Origin of the sequence: Microbulbifer rhizosphaerae (genome assembly GCF_014191725.1) — a bacterium.
GTDB lineage: Bacteria > Pseudomonadota > Gammaproteobacteria > Pseudomonadales > Cellvibrionaceae > Microbulbifer > Microbulbifer rhizosphaerae.
The window spans coordinates 115,084-131,749 of the sequence record NZ_JACHWZ010000008.1; the positions used below are offsets into that span (position 1 = coordinate 115,084).

General features: G+C 57.4%; 12 protein-coding genes. All 12 read right to left on the bottom strand.

Annotated elements, in window-relative coordinates; genetic code table 11:
• Positions 1-6: 6 nt before the first annotated feature.
• Positions 7-627 (bottom strand): 3-keto-disaccharide hydrolase, encoded by a 621-nt coding sequence (locus tag FHS09_RS09960; protein ID WP_281383119.1) that lies wholly within the window; start codon positions 625-627, stop codon positions 7-9.
• A gap of 14 nt (positions 628-641) precedes the next feature.
• Complete coding sequence (locus FHS09_RS09965) at positions 642-2,048, bottom strand: family 43 glycosylhydrolase (RefSeq protein WP_183459370.1); 1,407 nt, start codon at positions 2,046-2,048, stop codon at positions 642-644.
• 62 nt (positions 2,049-2,110) lie between these two features.
• Complete coding sequence (locus FHS09_RS09970; protein WP_183459372.1) at positions 2,111-3,733, bottom strand: glycoside hydrolase family 43 protein; 1,623 nt, start codon at positions 3,731-3,733, stop codon at positions 2,111-2,113.
• A 13-nt stretch (positions 3,734-3,746) separates the two neighbouring features.
• The gene (locus FHS09_RS09975) at positions 3,747-6,410 is read right to left on the bottom strand and encodes a glycoside hydrolase family 2 protein (RefSeq protein ID WP_183459374.1); all 2,664 of its coding nucleotides are present in this window, start codon (positions 6,408-6,410) and stop codon (positions 3,747-3,749) included.
• A 590-nt stretch (positions 6,411-7,000) separates the two neighbouring features.
• Positions 7,001-9,460, bottom strand: a complete 2,460-nt coding sequence (locus FHS09_RS09980; RefSeq protein ID WP_183459376.1) for a glycoside hydrolase family 95 protein — start codon at positions 9,458-9,460, stop codon at positions 7,001-7,003.
• A gap of 305 nt (positions 9,461-9,765) precedes the next feature.
• A complete protein-coding gene (locus FHS09_RS09985) occupies positions 9,766-10,614 on the bottom strand; it encodes a fumarylacetoacetate hydrolase family protein (RefSeq protein WP_183459378.1) in 849 nt (282 codons plus the stop codon).
• 40 nt (positions 10,615-10,654) lie between these two features.
• Entirely contained in the window at positions 10,655-12,010 is a 1,356-nt protein-coding gene (gene fucP / locus FHS09_RS09990; protein ID WP_183459380.1) for an L-fucose:H+ symporter permease, read from the bottom strand.
• Positions 12,011-12,220: 210 nt separating this feature from the next.
• Positions 12,221-12,964: an SDR family oxidoreductase gene (locus tag FHS09_RS09995; protein ID WP_343057459.1), complete on the bottom strand. Its 744-nt coding sequence runs from the start codon at positions 12,962-12,964 to the stop codon at positions 12,221-12,223.
• 22 nt (positions 12,965-12,986) lie between these two features.
• Entirely contained in the window at positions 12,987-13,820 is an 834-nt protein-coding gene (locus FHS09_RS10000; protein WP_183459384.1) for an amidohydrolase family protein, read from the bottom strand.
• Positions 13,820-14,848: an aldo/keto reductase gene (locus FHS09_RS10005; protein WP_183459387.1), complete on the bottom strand. Its 1,029-nt coding sequence runs from the start codon at positions 14,846-14,848 to the stop codon at positions 13,820-13,822. The genes FHS09_RS10000 and FHS09_RS10005 overlap by 1 nt, the downstream gene beginning before the upstream one ends.
• Before the next feature lie 32 nt (positions 14,849-14,880).
• The gene (locus FHS09_RS10010; RefSeq protein WP_183459389.1) at positions 14,881-16,071 is read right to left on the bottom strand and encodes a UxaA family hydrolase; all 1,191 of its coding nucleotides are present in this window, start codon (positions 16,069-16,071) and stop codon (positions 14,881-14,883) included.
• Positions 16,071-16,373, bottom strand: a complete 303-nt coding sequence (locus tag FHS09_RS10015; RefSeq protein ID WP_183459391.1) for a UxaA family hydrolase — start codon at positions 16,371-16,373, stop codon at positions 16,071-16,073. Before FHS09_RS10015 ends, FHS09_RS10010 begins: the two co-directional genes overlap by 1 nt.
• Positions 16,374-16,666 lie beyond the last annotated feature (293 nt).

Consider the following 16,666-nt stretch of genomic DNA (forward strand, 5'->3'; position numbering starts at 1 on the left):
GATCGATTATTGCCGGCGGAAAGCGCGCTGTTCGAGCATAGGGGGAAATGCGTCGATCAGGCGAAGCCGGATCGCCTTATACTCGACTTCCGCCGCTTCGGATTGGATCTGGAGCCTGCTGCCCAGCAACAGCTGGCCATTTTTATCCAATGCGCCCGAGAGAGACATAACAACCTTTCCGTTGATCATATGGATGGATCTATCCCCTACCACGTACAGGTCGATCCTGCTCCATTCGCCATGGGGTTTGTCGGGCTCGATGGCAGCGTGCAGATAGCCTCTCCATGGGGCGAAGTCTCTGGGCGGGTCGTAGACACTGCGCTCTCCATCCTGACGGAACGGGGCCCGGGCTGAGGTGCCGGCCAGGGTGATGAAATCGCCGAAGTCCTTTTCCTGCACCTGGGATTCCAGGCAGGACATCCAAGTGTTCCAGAAGGCGCCGTGGTCACCGTGGCAATGATAGAGCAAACCGCTGTTCCGCTTTTCATCCCTGTGGTAACTACTCACCCACAGGGAGCCCGCACCAGTTGGGAACCACCTTGCAGGCGAATGGTGCCGGCATCTGGCCCTGCGCTCGCCGTCCTTGGCGCTACACCTATGCTTTCTATCTGGCCCCGGCCCCGCCATCCATGGCGGGTGGATCAATAAACCTTCACTTCCCAAAGCGACTGACGCGGGGCGTCGACGTCCTTACCGGGAAACAAGGAGACCCTGACATAGCGGGCGTCGGTGCTTTTTTCATGTACCCAGGGCATACCGCGCAAGGCGGTCGTGCCGGAATCGCTGTAGCCTTTCCAACGCTCGCCGTCGCTCGATGTTTCGACCTTATACTTATAATACTTGGTTGCATACTCGGGGAAAATCTCGATGCGGCGGGTGGTTTTTACTTCACCCAGGTCGATCGTGAGGGAGGGTGACTCGTCGCTCTCGGCGGCCGACCAGCGCGTGCCGTAATTTTCGTCGACGAGACCTTCGGCCTCGTAGTTCTCCGCCGCGGAGGAGGCGGTGACTTTCGCGCCGAATGCAAGATTGGCCGGCTGTTGCTCGTCTGTCACCTGGGGAAAGGCGCCGCGATGGGTGGGCACCACCCGCTCGATGAGGTTGTCCTTATTAAAGACCAGGCGGTCGATACACAGCTGGCGATGGGCCATACCCATGAACGGGTTGGCGTCGCGGTGGTAGACGAGGTAGTAATCCCCTTTCCACTGGAGCACTGAATGGTGGCCGGGACCGAAGACGGTGCGGTCGGCGCTGGTGACCAGAATCGGGCTTTGTTCCGGTTCGGTCCAGGGGCCGGTCGGGGATTTCGAATAGCTGTAACGGATTTTATAGCTCGGCTCGGAGACTTTGCCATCGCTGTACATCAGGAAATAGCGGCCGTCGCGCTTGAGCATGTAAGGGCCTTCGAAAAAGTGCGGCGGGTGAGTGCGGCGAGGGGGCTTCGTGAAGGAAACCATATCGTCGGCGAGCGAGCCGACGTAACCGGGTCCGCGTTCCCATTCCCAGCCGGAGCCCCAGTACAGATAGGCCTGGCCGTCGTCGTCGATATAGGCATTGGCGTCGATGTGGTGTACCTCGGGATCGAAATCGAGGGCGATGAAGGGCTTGTCCTCATCAAGGGCATTGCGCCAGGGCCCGAGCGGATGGTCGGCGACACCGGCCCAGATTTCATGATTGATGGAGATATACATGTAGAAGCGGCCATCGGCCCCTTCGATGACGTCGGGCGCCCAGACATTCGTAAAGTTGTCATCGCGGCCGGGCCAGTTGAGCACTGTATTTTTCCAGTTTTTAAAATCCTTCGAGTGCCAGACTGTCAGCTCGTTCGCACCCCAGCCGGGGCCGTCGGTAGTGACATAAATATAGAAAGTGTCATCGTGGACGATGATGGTGGGATCGGCCCAGTAGCCGGGGACGAAGGGATTGCCGGTACTGGGGGCGTCCCAGCGGCCCGGCGGATTGGGGCCGGCATTTTCGGATTCAGCGGTGGTGGCGCAGGCCGGAGCCACAAGCGCCACAATCAGAGACAGACTACGGAGCATAGACATGGGATTTCCCTCATTATTATTTCATCACTTCGATAGATCGCGCACGGGGCACGACCGAGCTGCTATTTGCTTTCCTGTACCCTCACGTAATCAAAATCGGCATATCCTCCACCGGTCGGGGAGCCGGATCGCGCAAAAATCCCAAAGTGCGCCCCAACCCAGCGCCCCGGCTTGGCCAGTAAGCCTTCGTTGAAATCAGTAAAGGTTTCGCCTCCGGTCCGATAGGCGAAAAGCACCCGCGCCCCTTCCCTTACAGTGGCGCGGACTTCGATCATCGGCTCTTCCAGGTTGGCCACCACCGTTTCCCGCAGTACACACCCCTTCATCGCGCCGGGGCAAGCCTCGTGAACCAGCTGGTAGCCGGCGTCACCGCTGCGCAAGCCCAGCCAGGCGTAGTCGTAGCCGTAAATAAGTAATCCGGCATCCAGGGGCTGCTCGCCGCCCAGTTGCAGTTTCGTCGTCACCTGGAATTCCCGGTCGGGGAATTTCTGCAGCAGCAGGGAGGGCATTTCCCACAGGTTCGTGACCTGGGCGTCCGCGGGCAACGGCTGGGCCGCCAGCCGCAGCCAGCCCTCGCGGTCCCCGAGGGAATACCAGTCGTCCCGCCAGTTGGCATTCCATTGCCATTGGGGCCCGAGTTTTACCGAACCAAATTCGTCACTGGTGGCTATCCGGAAATCGGCCGACGGCTGCGCGACGTCCGGCTTTCTGTAACTCAGGACCGGTTCCCCTTTGCCGTCGCCGTCCTCATCGGCGCCGATCACCGGCCAGTCGTCCCGCCATTGCATCGGCTGCAAATGAACGATACGGCCGTAGGCCTCCTTGTACTGGAAGTGCAGGTACCAGTCTTCGCCGCCCGGCGTGGTCACCCAGGCACCCTGGTGGGGACCGTTGATGGCGGTATTCCCCTGGGCGAGCACCACCCGGTGCTCGTAGGGACCTTCGATATCGCGGGTGCGGAACACCGTCTGCCAGCCCATTTCCACGCCGCCGGCCGGCGCGAAAACGTAGTAGTAGCCATTGCGCTTGTAGAACTTGGGTCCCTCCACCGTGTGGTGCAGGGGATAGTCGCCGCCGTCGATGATGACTTTGCCTTCGTCGAGCACTTTGGTGCCGTCCGCGGACATCTTGTGCAGGGTCAGCACATTGTTGAAACCGGCCCGGCTGGCGGCCCAGGCGTGCAGCAGGTAAGCCTGCCCGTCGTCGTCCCACAGGGGCGCGGGGTCTATGATTCCCTTGCCCTCCAGCATCAGTACTGGCTCGCTCCAGGGGCCAGTCGGGTTCTCTGCGGTGGTGACGTAAATACCGAAATCCGGGTCCGGGTAGAAAACCCAGAACTTGCCGTCGTGGTATCGGATGCTGGGGGCCCAGGCGCCCTTGCCGTGCTGGGGCCTGGAAAAGACGTCAAGCGGTACCTGCTGCTGAAAGACGTGCCCGATCAACTGCCAGTTGACCAGATCCCGGGAGTGCAGAATGGGCAGGCCGGGCGCACTGTTGAAACTGGACGAGACCATGTAGAAGTCGTCGCCCACGCGAACCGCATCCGGGTCCGAGTAATCGGCGTGGATGATCGGGTTGGTATAGGTCTGTGTGTCGACGGAGGCCGGCACGTGATCCGAACCCGCCTTCTGCCCGCAGGCCGCCGTCAGCGCGGCCAACATTACCAGGAAAAATCGCTTTGACATTTGCTTTCCTCAATTACAAACGGGCTGTGTCCGCAGTGGTTGTACCGTCGGGATCGTGTCCGCCCACCACGATATCGGCGATACCGGCAGCCGCACCCTTTGGCAGGCCGTTGAAAACGACCCGGATAAAGGCGACCGATTTGCCGAAGTTGCCCGTGGCAAGCCGCCGCCGGTCGACACTCTCTGTGTCGGACTGGTTGACGATGGTGGTCCACTCTACGGCATCCGTTGACGCTTCGATCCGGTAACGATAATTGCCCTCGGCCGGGAAGGTAAGTTCCACCGAAGTCACGTCATAAGCTGCCTCCAAGGCCAGCATCCACCAGGCGCCCGGCTTTTGGTCTGCCGCCAGCCAGGCGGTGTCAGGGTTGCCGTCGTTCGCCAGGGACGAAGCATACCCCTCGGCGGCGTTACTGGCCTTGCTCGGGCGGCTGTAGGCGAGCAGTTTCGAGGCCGAGGGACCGCCGGCCGCCAACTCGCCGTCGAAGCGGTGATAAGGCCGTTCGCCAACTTTGGCCGTCACGCCCTCGCGATAGACCGGCAGGCCCTTGGAAACAATGGAGAGCGCAGCGCTTTTCAAACCGGGGGAGCTGGCCTGGACCACACTGGTACCCGATTCATAGCTCCGGAACTCGATGGCGGCCTGGCCGTCGCGGATTTGAATGTCGGAGGCCTCGCCGTGTCCCGGCGGGGTGAAGGTGATCGAACGGCCGGTGGGAAATTCACCGGGGCCGGACAGAATACTCAGGGTAACGGGCACGTCGTTACTGAGCCGTATCCCCTCAGAATTCAATACAGAAACAATCAGGTGCGCATCGTCGGTGCCATTGACACTCTCCAGGATGGTTTTATCCGCAGTCAGCGACAATTTCGCCGGCGTGCCCTGCCCTTTACCCACAACCGGCCAGGCGGGCGGCGGTATGTCGCGGTAGGCATTGCGATACCAGTACCAGGCACGCTTGGGCAGGCGGAAATAATCGACAATGCCCATCAGCTCGAGATTGGGGCCGCCATGGCTGCCGTGGTCGAAACCACTCCAGATCGCCTGTCCGCTACGCCAGGCGTGAACCGGTTGACCCTTATCCCCGGAGAGGTGGTCCCAGCCGGGCGCGTATTCCCCGGGGCGGTGAGTGGTGATACTGCCGTATTCGGAAACCATATTCGGGACGCCCGGGTCCTGGAATGCGGGTTGCGAGGCACCGTCGCCATTGTATCCCGCTATATCGCCGATCCGGTCGATGCGGTTCGAGTCATCAAACGGCCGCTGGGCGCCGCCGACGGCCGCCGGGCGCGTGGGATCGAGTTCGCGGGCGAGCGCCACCCCCCTGACCAACAGATCGCGCATCTTCGGCACCGTTTCCGGGGCGGTAAAAAACATTTCGTTGCCGATACTCCAGGCGATGATCGACGGGTGATTGCGGTGGATGCGAATCATCGATCGCAGGGAGTGCAACACGCTTTCCTCGAAGGCGGCTTCGTCCGCCGGATCGATGGGATAAGCACTGGCATTCCAATGGCCGTCGCCGCGAAAGCCGCCCATGCCCCAGAAGGTGCCTTCCGACCAGAAGAGCATGCCGAGTTCATCGCAGGCTTCGGAGAAGGCCGGATCATGGGGGTAGTGGGAGCCGCGGATAAAGTTGAAGCCGGCATCCTTCATGATCTTTACATCGCGGAAGAAGCCGGTATTGGTCACCGCGTCGCCCCAGCCGGCGTGATCCTGGTGCACATTGGCACCGTAGAGATAAGTGTGATCGCCATTGAGGAAAAATCCACTGTCGGCGGTCCACTCGAACCAGCGGAAACCAAAAGTCGTGCTATAGCGATCGAGTTCCGCGGTGCCGTCGCGTAGAGTGGTGACGGCCCGGTAGAGCATAGGCGTTGCAGGACTCCAGAGTTCCGGAGCGGCAATGGCTTTCGTGGTCTGGTCGAATACCACGGTTGATTGCGCGGGCACAGTCCGCTCGGAGCGCGTCGTGGCGACAATCTCTCCGTCCGGGTCGACGATATCGGTTTTAACCGTGATCGCGCGACTTTGTGCGGACGCGTTACGGACTTCCGTTTGGATATTGACCTTGCTGGAGCGCCCTTCCTCTGCGGCTAGGGTCGGTGTCGTTACAAATGTGCCATACCAGGCGACGTGCACCGGATCGGTGACCACCAGCTGCACGTCGCGATAGATACCCCCGCTAAAGGCGTGATCTCCGGCCCTCGGTGCCAGACCGGGGTTCCACTCATTGTTCACGCGCACGGCGATGACGTTGTCGCCCGGCTTGAGGTAATCGGTAAGATCAAAAGTAAAGCCGACGTAGCCGCCCTGATGGCGCCCTACCTTCACACCGTTGGCATACACCTGGGTATCCTGAAACACGCCTTCGAACTCGACGGCAATGCGTTTGCCGTCCCAGGCTTTTGGGACTTGCAGATGCTTGCGATACCAGCCCGTGCCCGTGTAAAACTTCGGGCTTAAAAAGTAGGGCAGGCTGAATGAATGCGGCAGGTGCACATCATCCCAACCCTGGTCGCGAAACGTCGCCTGATCCGCCTCGGCGACATCCCCGAGGGAGAACTTCCACTCCCGGTTGATGTTCACTTCTTCTCTCGCCTCAACGGCAAGTGAGGAGAGCAAGCTGGCGAATACGATCCCGATCAGTGTTAATTTACGATTGCAATAAGACATATCCGGTGCTCGTCATCTTTCTACGACAGTCAGTGTGGCGACCAAGGTATCTACCTCGAGTTTCGGGGTTCAACCGTAGGGTGCGCCGTGCGCACCGCTCCAAGGCTGGTGGGAGTGGCTTTTGGTGCGCACGGCGCACCCTACGGCTGTCCCGGAAGCGTTCCCCCCCGGTTTTCGCCTTTGACAGATCTCCTCGAACCCCGAAACTTGAGTATCTACCCTCCACGACGACATCCACCGTCTCGGCAATATCCCGAAAGGGGCCCGTCCCGCCGGGGCCGGGCGCTCAGATCGCACAGCGAATGCGAGCGCGGGCAGGTCCAGGAGACACCCTCCGCGCCGCATAAGTGCCGACCAGCACTCCTGCGGTGTTCATCATCGCGATGCTTCATTTTGCCCTCGTTATTCTTATTTGGAACTGACTGGAGAGCCGTCACCGGTCTACACGAACTTGAGGTAAAGTTATCGTTAACATTTTAATATATTATTTGTCATACTATATCGAACGATTGCAACTGGCAAGCCCCTGAATCAGGATAACTTCCCGGGGCAGTCAGCCCATTAGGAATCCCGTCGCGAGACTTTCCCGCTCAGGTTTCGGAGTTCAAATCCGGGCCTCTCTCCCCGGGTATTCCGGTTACCGTATAGGTTTTCCCAGCCTGGGTATCAAATTCAATCTGACCTGCATTCACAGCGGTATAGTTGACGACCTTGCCCATGTTGTCTGTAACTACGGCGCCGTTGATATGCGAATAGAACAGCTTGGCTCTGTTGCCGGCAGTAGAAGTAATTGCGATTGTTTGGACCCGCGCCCGATCCCAGGCCACATCCAACGTAAATCCGCCTCTGGCGCGAAGGCCCGAGAAGCTTCCAGAAGGCCATGCTGACGGGAGGGCCGGCAGAACATCAATTGTTCCGAGATGACTTTGAATAAGCATCTCTGCCATACCTGAAGTCAATCCAAAGTTTCCGTCGATCTGGAAAGGCGGATGCGTATCGAGTAGATTTTTCAACGTGCTTCCCGTGATTTGTCCGCCAAGGATGGCATGAGCATGATCCCCGTCCAACAATCTTGCCCACAAGTTTATTTTATTCGCCCTGCTCCACCCTGTGCCGCCGTCTCCGCGATGCAACAAGGTTGTCCTAGCCGCATCCAACCACTCCGGTGTGTGTTTATTAATTTGCTTTCCTGGGTAAAGTGCCACCAATTGAGAGATATGACGATGCGTATTTTCCGGATCATCGATATCTTCCTTCCATTCCTGGATCTGACCATATCGGCCTATTTCAATAGGCGAAAGTTGATCGCGTTTGGCTTGTAATTCCTCCCTGAACGCAGCATCTATATTTAAAATTGTGCTGGCCTTGATGGTGTTCGCAAACAGATCCCAGACCAACTGCTGATCGAATGCACAGCCTTTGCTGATCGTTCCCTGCTCCGGAGAATAACATGGAGAGGAGACCAGGGTACCGTCAGCATCCTCAACTAAAAGCTTCGTCCAAAACTGCGATGTTTCCTTTAGCAGTGGATAGATCCGATCGTTCAGCATGGTTACATCACCGGAAAAGGCGTATGCTTCCCACAGGTTATTCATGATAAATGCGTTGGCTGAAGGCGCCCAGCCCCAGTTGAAGTTCCAACCCGGCGCTGTAAAGCCGAATGGATTGTTCATCGTATTGACTGACCAACCCCCACCGGTTACCCCATAATGCTTCTCTGCCGTAGTCCTGCCGGGCTTCACCAGGGATTCCACATAATCCAACAGCGGCACCATCGTTTCCGACAGGTTGGCTACCTGGGCAGGCCAGTAGTTCATTTGCAGATTGACATTGAAATGATAATCGCTGGTCCATGGAGGTTCATTGGAATTATTCCAAACACCCTGGAGATTTGCCGGCAGGGAACCCGCCCTTGACGATGAAATCAATAAATACCGGCCGTATTGAAACATGAGCGTTTCAAGCGAATTGTCTGGTGCAGAAGCGTAGCTTTCCAGCAACTGATCGGTGGGTATTTGCGGTTGAGTACTGTTAAAATTGAGCGAAACTCGATTGAACAAAGCCTGATAATCGTTCAGATGCACTGCCTTAAGGCCTGAATATGTTATTCCGCTCGCGGTATTGACGGCATTCATAGCGCGCCGCTGCGGATCGGCTCCTTTGTATGTGGGATACTGATTCGCATAATCCGTTCCGGCCGACATGATAATGGTCAGCGCGTCAGCAGCGTCAACTGTGATGAACCCCTTACCCGCCGCGAGCGAACCGCCTTCGCTGACCAGTTTCATGCGGGATTCATACTTCATACCGTTATTCGACAAACGGCCTTTCACCACAATGGTGTTACCGCTTGCCGTAACAGACGCACCGGTTTGTGCGCTGACGGGCCGTACATCAAGGGTTAATTTCCCCGGTTGACTCGCCGTCAATCGCATAACCATTACATTGTGAGGATAGCTGACAAAATATTCGCGAAGGTAATCCACACCTTTATATGTATAGGATATCCTGGCAATCGCGTCTTCCAGGTCCAGCTCCCTGCGATATTCAGAAACCGTAACATTGTCGGGAAGCTTAAAATCCAGATGGATATCCCCGAAGTTCTGGTAATTGCCAAAGCCCTCATTTAATCCTGTCAGGTGAGATTTCGCCTCCTGAGCCGCGTCTCCAATGTTGCCTGCATTCAGCTTGGAACGAATGCTTGATAAATGTTTCGCCGCCCCATCCCTGTTGCCGCCTCTATAGTCGGTTGTGCTGTTGGGGCCTCCTGTCCATAGGGTCTTCTCATTAAACTGTATTCGCTCATGATCTACCGCACCGAATACCATTCCCCCGATATGACCATTGCCGATCGGTAACGCTTCATTCTCCCAGTCCGTTGCCGGGCGGTCATACCACAGAGAAAGCTTGTGCTCTGGCGCTACGGCCTTTCCCTCATAAGTAACCGCGGCTGCCCTCGCCTGGACAGAGAGCAAGAAAAGTGCGGAAGTCGCTGAAACAAAAACACATAGGATCCCAATTGTTGTGATACGTATCTTCGGAAATAACATATCATTTATCCTTATTCTGATTTCAAGTCCCGGCTACCCGTACCGTCCGTGTCACAGGCTCGGGACTATCCACACAGCCAATCGATTGACCGCCAGGTCTGCTGTTATAAAAAAGTCGAAAGTCGTCTTTGGGAAGACGAGAAAAATCCGTCTCTCGTCATCCCCGCGACTCGTCAGAGCAACGAAGCTCACGGGGGACAGTAATCATGAGCTTTCTGGATTCCCGCGTCCGAAGGAATGACGATTTTTAGAGATGCCCATAAGCAAATAATACGACCCGGCGTTCGGCCCAATCCTGAAAGGCCTTATTTGGCGTAACGAATCACACTCTGCTGTTGTACACCCAGGTTATCGATTCCCAAGCGCATTACATCGCCTTCCTTCAGGAATTTGGGCGGAGTCATGCCCAGGCCTACCCCCGGCGGCGTGCCGGTGCTGATAATGTCACCGGGTTGCAGGCTCATAAACTGGCTGATGTAGTGCACCAGGAAAGGCACCTTGTACACCATGGTGGCAGTGGTGCCGTCCTGGACCCGCTCGCCATTCAGCTCCAACCAGATACCCGCATTTTCCACATCACCGGCGTCTTCCGGCGTCACCAGGTAGGGGCCTATGGGGGCGAATGTGTCACATCCCTTACCCTTCACCCACTGGCCCTGCCGTTCAAGCTGATATTCCCGCTCAGAGAGGTCATTGACAACGCAGAACCCGGCCACGTAGTCCATGGCGTCGGCTTCGGACACGTATTTGGCTTCGCGGCCGATCACCACACCCAGCTCAACTTCCCAGTCACTTTTCTGTGACCCGGGCGGAAGCTGAACCTGATCGAAGGGGCCGGTGATGGCAGAGGTGGCTTTCATAAACAATACGGGCTCCGGCGGTACTTCCATGCCGGACTCGCGGGCGTGATCGGCGTAATTCAGGCCCACACAGATAAATTTTCCCACGCCGGAAACCGGTTCGGCAATGCGAGGGTCGCCTTCCACCAGCGGTAGGCTGGCGGGGTCCATATCCTGCACCCGGGCAAACATTTCACTGCTGAGGAATTCAGCATTGATATCCTTGATGTGGCCCGACAAATCGCGGACGTTGCCTTGGGCATCCAGTATGCCGGGCTTTTCCTGTCCCACATCACCAAAACGTAATAATTTCATAGTAAATCAACCTCTGCTAGTGAACTTCGAAACTAAATCATCAGTACGGGCTGGCATCGTGAATTTTCGCCGTTCTGTAGCCATAGACGGCGATCGCCACGAAGCACAATAAGGGCAGTGTAAATGAGGCTTCCACCGCGCTGACAAAGCCCATATTCCAATTGTCAATCACTCCGGCCTGCAACATGGGCAGAAAGGTTCCCCCAACAATGGCCATAATCAGACCGGCCGAAGCTAACTTTGCATCATCCCCGTCAATGTCTTTCAGGGCGATTCCATAGATGGTGGGGAACATCAGCGACATGCAGGCGGAAATGCCTACCAGGCAGTAAAGCCCGCCCTGACCGCCGAGCAAGACAGTCCCCAGCGACAGGCATACCCCACCCTTCGCCAGATACACCAGCAGCGTACCCGGGTGAATAAACTTCAACAGGAAGGTACAGATAAAACGACTGACACAGAAAATCGTCATGGCGGCGATATTGTATTGCTGGGACAATACCTGGGCGTCTTTCTCCATCATCCCCTCGGCCACGAACACTTCCGTGCCGTAGTGGATGATAAAGGTCCAGCACATGATCTGGGCGCCCACGTAAAGCATTTGCGCCACCACGCCTTCGACATATTTCTTCGATCGCAGCAGGCGCCCGAAGATCGCCTTCAGGCTCGCGTCCGTCTTTGCAGCCTCTTTGTGATTCGGCATTTTCATCAATGCGATCAGCAAGAACAATACCGCAATCACAATACCTATCATGATATAGGGCTGGCTGACGATTTCGAGGTCGGCGGCTTTTACGGCCTCAAACTCCTGTGCGGGCAGAAGCTCCCGCGCTTCCCTGCCACGCGCGTCCAACCTGGCCAGAATGAATTGTGAGGCGGCATACATACCGATCAGAGAACCCACCGGATTGAACGCCTGGGCCAGGTTCAGGCGGCGGGTGGCGGTCTCTGCCGGCCCCATGGACAGGATATAGGGATTGGCGGTGGTCTCCAGAAACGACAGGCCGCAGGTAATCACGAAGTACGCCATCAAGAAGGGGTAAAACTCCCCGATCGAACTGGCCGGAATAAACAGCAGGCCACCGATGGTATACAGCCCGAGCCCCAGGAGAATGCCAGCCTTGTAGGAAAACCGGCGAATAAACAGCGCTGCCGGAAAAGCCATGACACCGTAACCGCCGTAAAACGCCACCTGTATCCAGGTCGCTTCGGTTGCGCCGGTGAGGAAGATTTTCTGGAACGCCGCCACCATGGGATTGGTGATGTCGTTGGCGAACCCCCACAGGGCAAAACAACAGGTCACAAGAATAAAAGGAATCAATACGGCACCGGGAACCAGTTCCGGCTTCTCTGCCGTGGGCGTAGCCCGGGCTTCAGTGGCTTCTACTGTGCTCATGACAAATCCTCTTTATTATATTTTGTAACTGCTCACCCCTCTCCCGCTTGCGGGGGAGGGGCCGGGGGAGGGGGGGCGCTAATCGGCCCCCCTCTCCCTAACCCAGTGACTCGCGCCATCCATGGCGCTCGGCCTTCGGCCAGCTAAAGCCTGCCCAAATCCGCTCCCGGCGGATTTGTCCCCGAAGGGGGGGAGAGGGGACTGATGGGGTCAGTTGCACCAGCCACCGTCAATGACATGGGCCGCCCCGGTGGTGTAGGTGGATTCGTCGGACCCCAGGTACACCAGAAGCGACGCGATTTCTTCCGCACGGGCCAGACGCCCCATGGGTTGTCGGTTTTCAAAATCCCTGCGGGCCTGAACGGGATCGTCGAAGGCGTTCAGGCGCGCCTGCAATGACGGGGTATCCACGGTGCCGGGGCACACCGCATTGCAGCGGATGCCCTGTTTGACGAAGTCGCAGGCGACGGACTTGCTCAAACCGATCACCGCGGCCTTGGTGGTACTGTAGGCAAAACGGTTGGGCACGGCTTTAAGGCTACTGGCTATGGAGGCCATGTTGATGATGCTGCCGCCGCCGTTGGCGATCATGCTGGGCAAAAATGCCCGGATCATTTGGTAACAGGATTTGACATTCAAATTAGAGGAAAAGTCCCAGTCCTGTTCGTCACAATCCAAAATGCTACCGTTGTGAACGAAACCGGCACAGTTAAACAGAATATCAATCGCACCAACTTCGTCGGCAAACGCGCGGATATCGTCACCTTTCATGACATCCAGCACCTTTACTTTGACAGCCGGCACGGCGGACTGGAGTTGTTCCAGGGCCTGTTCGTTAATGTCCGCGGCCCAGACCGTAGCCCCCTCGGCCACATAGGCCTCTACGCAGGCGCGGCCAATGCCGGCCCCGGCGGCCGTAATGACGGCGGTTTTTCCCAGTAGACGTTGCCCCACGTTATCGTCCTCCCAATTATCTTCACACTTGCAAATGGTAAAACCGCTCGGCATTCCCCGCCCATATGGCTTGCTGCTGCACTTCGGTCAGCGGGGCGACAAAACGCTCCGCGAAAGCCAGCCACTGTGGGTAATTCCCGGCCAGTTCCAGCACTGGCCAGTCACTGCCCCACATCAACCGGTGCGCGCCGAAACACGCCAATAGGTGCTCCATATAGGGCATCAAACTTTCAAACCCGGGATTGTCACCCGCCTCGGTCATCAAGCCGGACAGCTTGCAGCAGGCCGATGTTTCCGAGGCGATACGCGCGATGTCCCCTGCCCATTCCGTCGTGCGGCCTGTGGCAATTTCCGGTTTGGCGCCGTGATCGATCACCGCTTTCAAATCGGGGTAGCGCCGCAGCAGGATCAGCAGTGGTTCCAGATGCCTGGGGGTCACCAGCGCGTCGAAAGTCAGCCCGCGTTCAATCAACGCCGTAAACACGGGCTCCAGCTCCGGTTTGAGCATCCACCGGGTATCGGCGATGTCCTGGATCATCGGCCGAATCCCCTTGAAGGCGGAATGCCTCGCCAGGCGATCGAGCGTGTCGACAGCGTTCCCGCTCTCCATATCAACCCAGCCCACGACGCCGGCTATGAAATCCGAGTCATCGGCCAGGCGCAACATGAACTCCGTTTCCTCGACACTTTCCGCCGCCTGTACCAGTACGGTTTTGCTAACGCCGGCTGCGGCCAGTAGTGGCTGCAATTGCGCGGGGAGATAGTCCCGGTACAACACCTCCAGTTCCGGCCCCAGCCATTCGTAGTCGCCCCGCGACAACTGCCAGAAGTGTTGGTGCGCATCGATGCGTAACATTAGCCTTTCCGCCCCGGCAATGGTGCCTCTGGGTGGATCAATCCGACATCCTGCAGCGCCGCCCAGAAAGCTGCGGGGATCGCCGTCTGCATTTGCGATACCGCAGACTCCACACGCCGGGGAGAACTCAACCCGGGAATCACGCTGACAACCACCGGATGCGCCAGGGGGAATTGCAGGGCCGCGGCCGGCAGCGGAACGGCGAACTCGTGGCACATTTCTTCGATCCGGGCGACCCGCTCGATAATTTCCCGGGGCGCCGGTTCGTAGTTGTAATGGAAAATCGCGCCTTCCCGTTTCACGCCAGTGGCCAGGATTCCCGAGTTATAGGGGCCACCCAGTACAATCGAGGTATTGCTCTCCACACAACGGGGCAAAAAGCGCTCCAGGACCTGTTGCTCCAACAGTGTGTAGCGCCCGGCCAGCAGGAAACAATCGAAATCGGCGTGGTCCATGGCCTGTTCACACACCTCGTATTCGTTCACGCCGAGACCGATGGCGCTCACCAGGCCCTGTGAACGGAGCTCGGCCATGGCTTTGTAGCCCCCCTCCATGGCAATGCGGAACAGACGCTCGTGGTCGCTGCCGTGGGTGACCCGGCCGATGTCGTGCATGTACAGGATGTCTATCTTGGGCAGTCCCAGCCGCTGAATGCTGTGTTCATAGGAACGCATTACACCGTCGTACGAATAATCATATACAGGCTCGAACGGCATGGGTGAGCAGAAGCCGTACTTGTCTTCGGCCTTGCCGCAGGGGACCAGAAGGCGGCCAACCTTTGTGGACAGAACATACTCGTTTGCGGGAACCTCCCGCAACGCATCCCCAACGCGACGTTCGCTCAAGCCAAACCCATAGTAGGGTGCGGTATCAATATGGTTGAGCTCCGCGGCAAACGCCTTTTCGATGGCCGCCTTCGCCGCCTCATCGGGCATGGGGTGATAGAGGTTACCCAGGGTGGCCGCACCAAAACCGAGAGCCGTCACCTCCAGCGCGGTCTGCCCTATTCGTCTTTTTTCTCCGAACATACCGTTTCTGTCCCTCGCTCTGAAATGAGCGTTTAGCGCCGGGGCAGGCAAGCGGGCCCGATGGGCTCGAACTGTTTATAGGTCAACACAAACTCCTGATGCCCCAGGGCTTCGGATTTTGTTTTTTCACCCCCGGCCACGCTGCACACCAACTGGTAAATTTCCTCGCCCACGCCGGTGACGGCGGCGCGGCCTTCAATCACCTTGCCCGCGTCGATGTCCATATCGTCGGCCATCTTGCGGTAGGTCTCCGGATTTGCGCAGACCTTGATCACCGGCGAAATAGCCGAACCAACTACAGAACCGCGACCGGTGGTAAACAGGATGATATGGGCACCGGAAGCGATCATTTCCACAATCTCGGCACTGTCCGAGATATTGGGAAAGCCGAACAGCGGATCCCCGTCGGGCACCACATCCATCAGGTACAGGCCGCCCCGTGGGGGGATATCACCGGGTTTTATCATGCCGTGAATTTGGGAAGCACCGGATTTGGCGTAGGCGCCCATAGATTTCTCTTCCTGGGTTGTCAGGCCACCTTCCGCATTGCCCGGGGCAAAGCTGCCGTAGCCCATCACTCGATAATAGTTTTCGGCCTTTTGTACGGCCTCTATAATTTCACGACCCAGTTCCGGGGTTACGGCGCGGTCCGCCATTATCTGCTCGCAGCCGATCAACTCGCCGGTTTCTTCAAAAATGCAGGCCGCGCCCCTGTCCACCAGCATATCGAAACAGCTGCCGACAGCGGGGTTGGCACTGATACCACTGGTACCGTCCGAACCACCGCAAATGGTTCCGACCACCAGTTCCTCCACCTCCATATCGACCATAGGGGCGGTGGCGATTTCCCGTTGTATTTCGCTGACAGCCTGAAGTCCGGCCTCGACGGTCTGCCGGGTTCCGCCGGATTCCTGGATCACAAAAGTGCTCACGGGGCGGCCGCTTTCGCTGATGGTTTTATTTAAATGCTCCCGATTAAAACCTTCACAGCCGAGGGAAACGATCACCACACCGCCAACATTGGGATGGGTGCACAACTGCTCCATGATTTTGAGTGAATAGTCGTTGGGGTAACATCCGGGAAAGCCTATCAACTGGATATTGTCCGAGTCGGCCCGGGTGACAATCGTACGCGCCACGTGGTGGGCGCATTCCACCAGGTAAGTTACCAGCAGGACGTTCCGGATACCCTTGCGTCCGTCAGCCCGTAAATAGCCCTTCATCACTCTTCCCTCTGCTTGCTTTCCCTGGTGTGGCTTGGAATATAGTCACTTTTCATATTGTGCAGGTGGACGTGCCGGGAAAAGGCGATATCGTCCGTGGCCGAACCGATGGGCGCACCGTATTTGATAATCCGGGCGCCCTTCGCAATATTCACGCGAGCCACTTTGTGCCCGACATTGATTTCGGTGTGAAGGGTGACGGACTTGCCTTCCAGCATCACGGATTCACCCGCCGTCACGCGAGCACAACACACCAGCACGTTGTCGCTGGCATGCAGCAACACAAACCGCTTATCAGTCATCTTGACGTTTTTCCTGCTTGGGCCTGTGCAGAGACAGATCAATTCGCCATCCCTATCCGGGGACAGGTGAGGCCGGAGTTCGGGCCTGGAGTTGAACACGGTCACCGCAACCATTCGTTTTGTCGTTTGTTTTTGTTGTGTTTTTTATTTATAAAGAACCAGAAAACTCTAGCCAATCCCGGGGGCGAAGTCAACGCACAATGCGTCTAAAAGCCTGTTTGGAATCTTGCACGAAACTTTCCAGGGTCGGGTGGGATGTCGCTTTCCGGGACCGTATGAGGCATGGATGCCGA

Excerpts from the sequence above, each read along its gene's own strand:
- FHS09_RS09960 (WP_281383119.1), bottom strand. The coding sequence starts at position 627 with ATGGCGGGGCCGGGGCCAGATAGAAAGCATAGGTGTAGCGCCAAGGAC.
- FHS09_RS09965 (WP_183459370.1), bottom strand. The coding sequence starts at position 2,048 with ATGTCTATGCTCCGTAGTCTGTCTCTGATTGTGGCGCTTGTGGCTCCG.
- FHS09_RS09970 (WP_183459372.1), bottom strand. The coding sequence starts at position 3,733 with ATGTCAAAGCGATTTTTCCTGGTAATGTTGGCCGCGCTGACGGCGGCC.
- FHS09_RS09975 (WP_183459374.1), bottom strand. The coding sequence starts at position 6,410 with ATGTCTTATTGCAATCGTAAATTAACACTGATCGGGATCGTATTCGCC.
- FHS09_RS09980 (WP_183459376.1), bottom strand. The coding sequence starts at position 9,460 with ATGTTATTTCCGAAGATACGTATCACAACAATTGGGATCCTATGTGTT.
- FHS09_RS09985 (WP_183459378.1), bottom strand. The coding sequence starts at position 10,614 with ATGAAATTATTACGTTTTGGTGATGTGGGACAGGAAAAGCCCGGCATA.
- fucP (WP_183459380.1), bottom strand. The coding sequence starts at position 12,010 with ATGAGCACAGTAGAAGCCACTGAAGCCCGGGCTACGCCCACGGCAGAG.
- FHS09_RS10000 (WP_183459384.1), bottom strand. The coding sequence starts at position 13,820 with ATGTTACGCATCGATGCGCACCAACACTTCTGGCAGTTGTCGCGGGGC.
- FHS09_RS10005 (WP_183459387.1), bottom strand. The coding sequence starts at position 14,848 with ATGTTCGGAGAAAAAAGACGAATAGGGCAGACCGCGCTGGAGGTGACG.
- FHS09_RS10010 (WP_183459389.1), bottom strand. The coding sequence starts at position 16,071 with ATGAAGGGCTATTTACGGGCTGACGGACGCAAGGGTATCCGGAACGTC.
- FHS09_RS10015 (WP_183459391.1), bottom strand. The coding sequence starts at position 16,373 with ATGACTGATAAGCGGTTTGTGTTGCTGCATGCCAGCGACAACGTGCTG.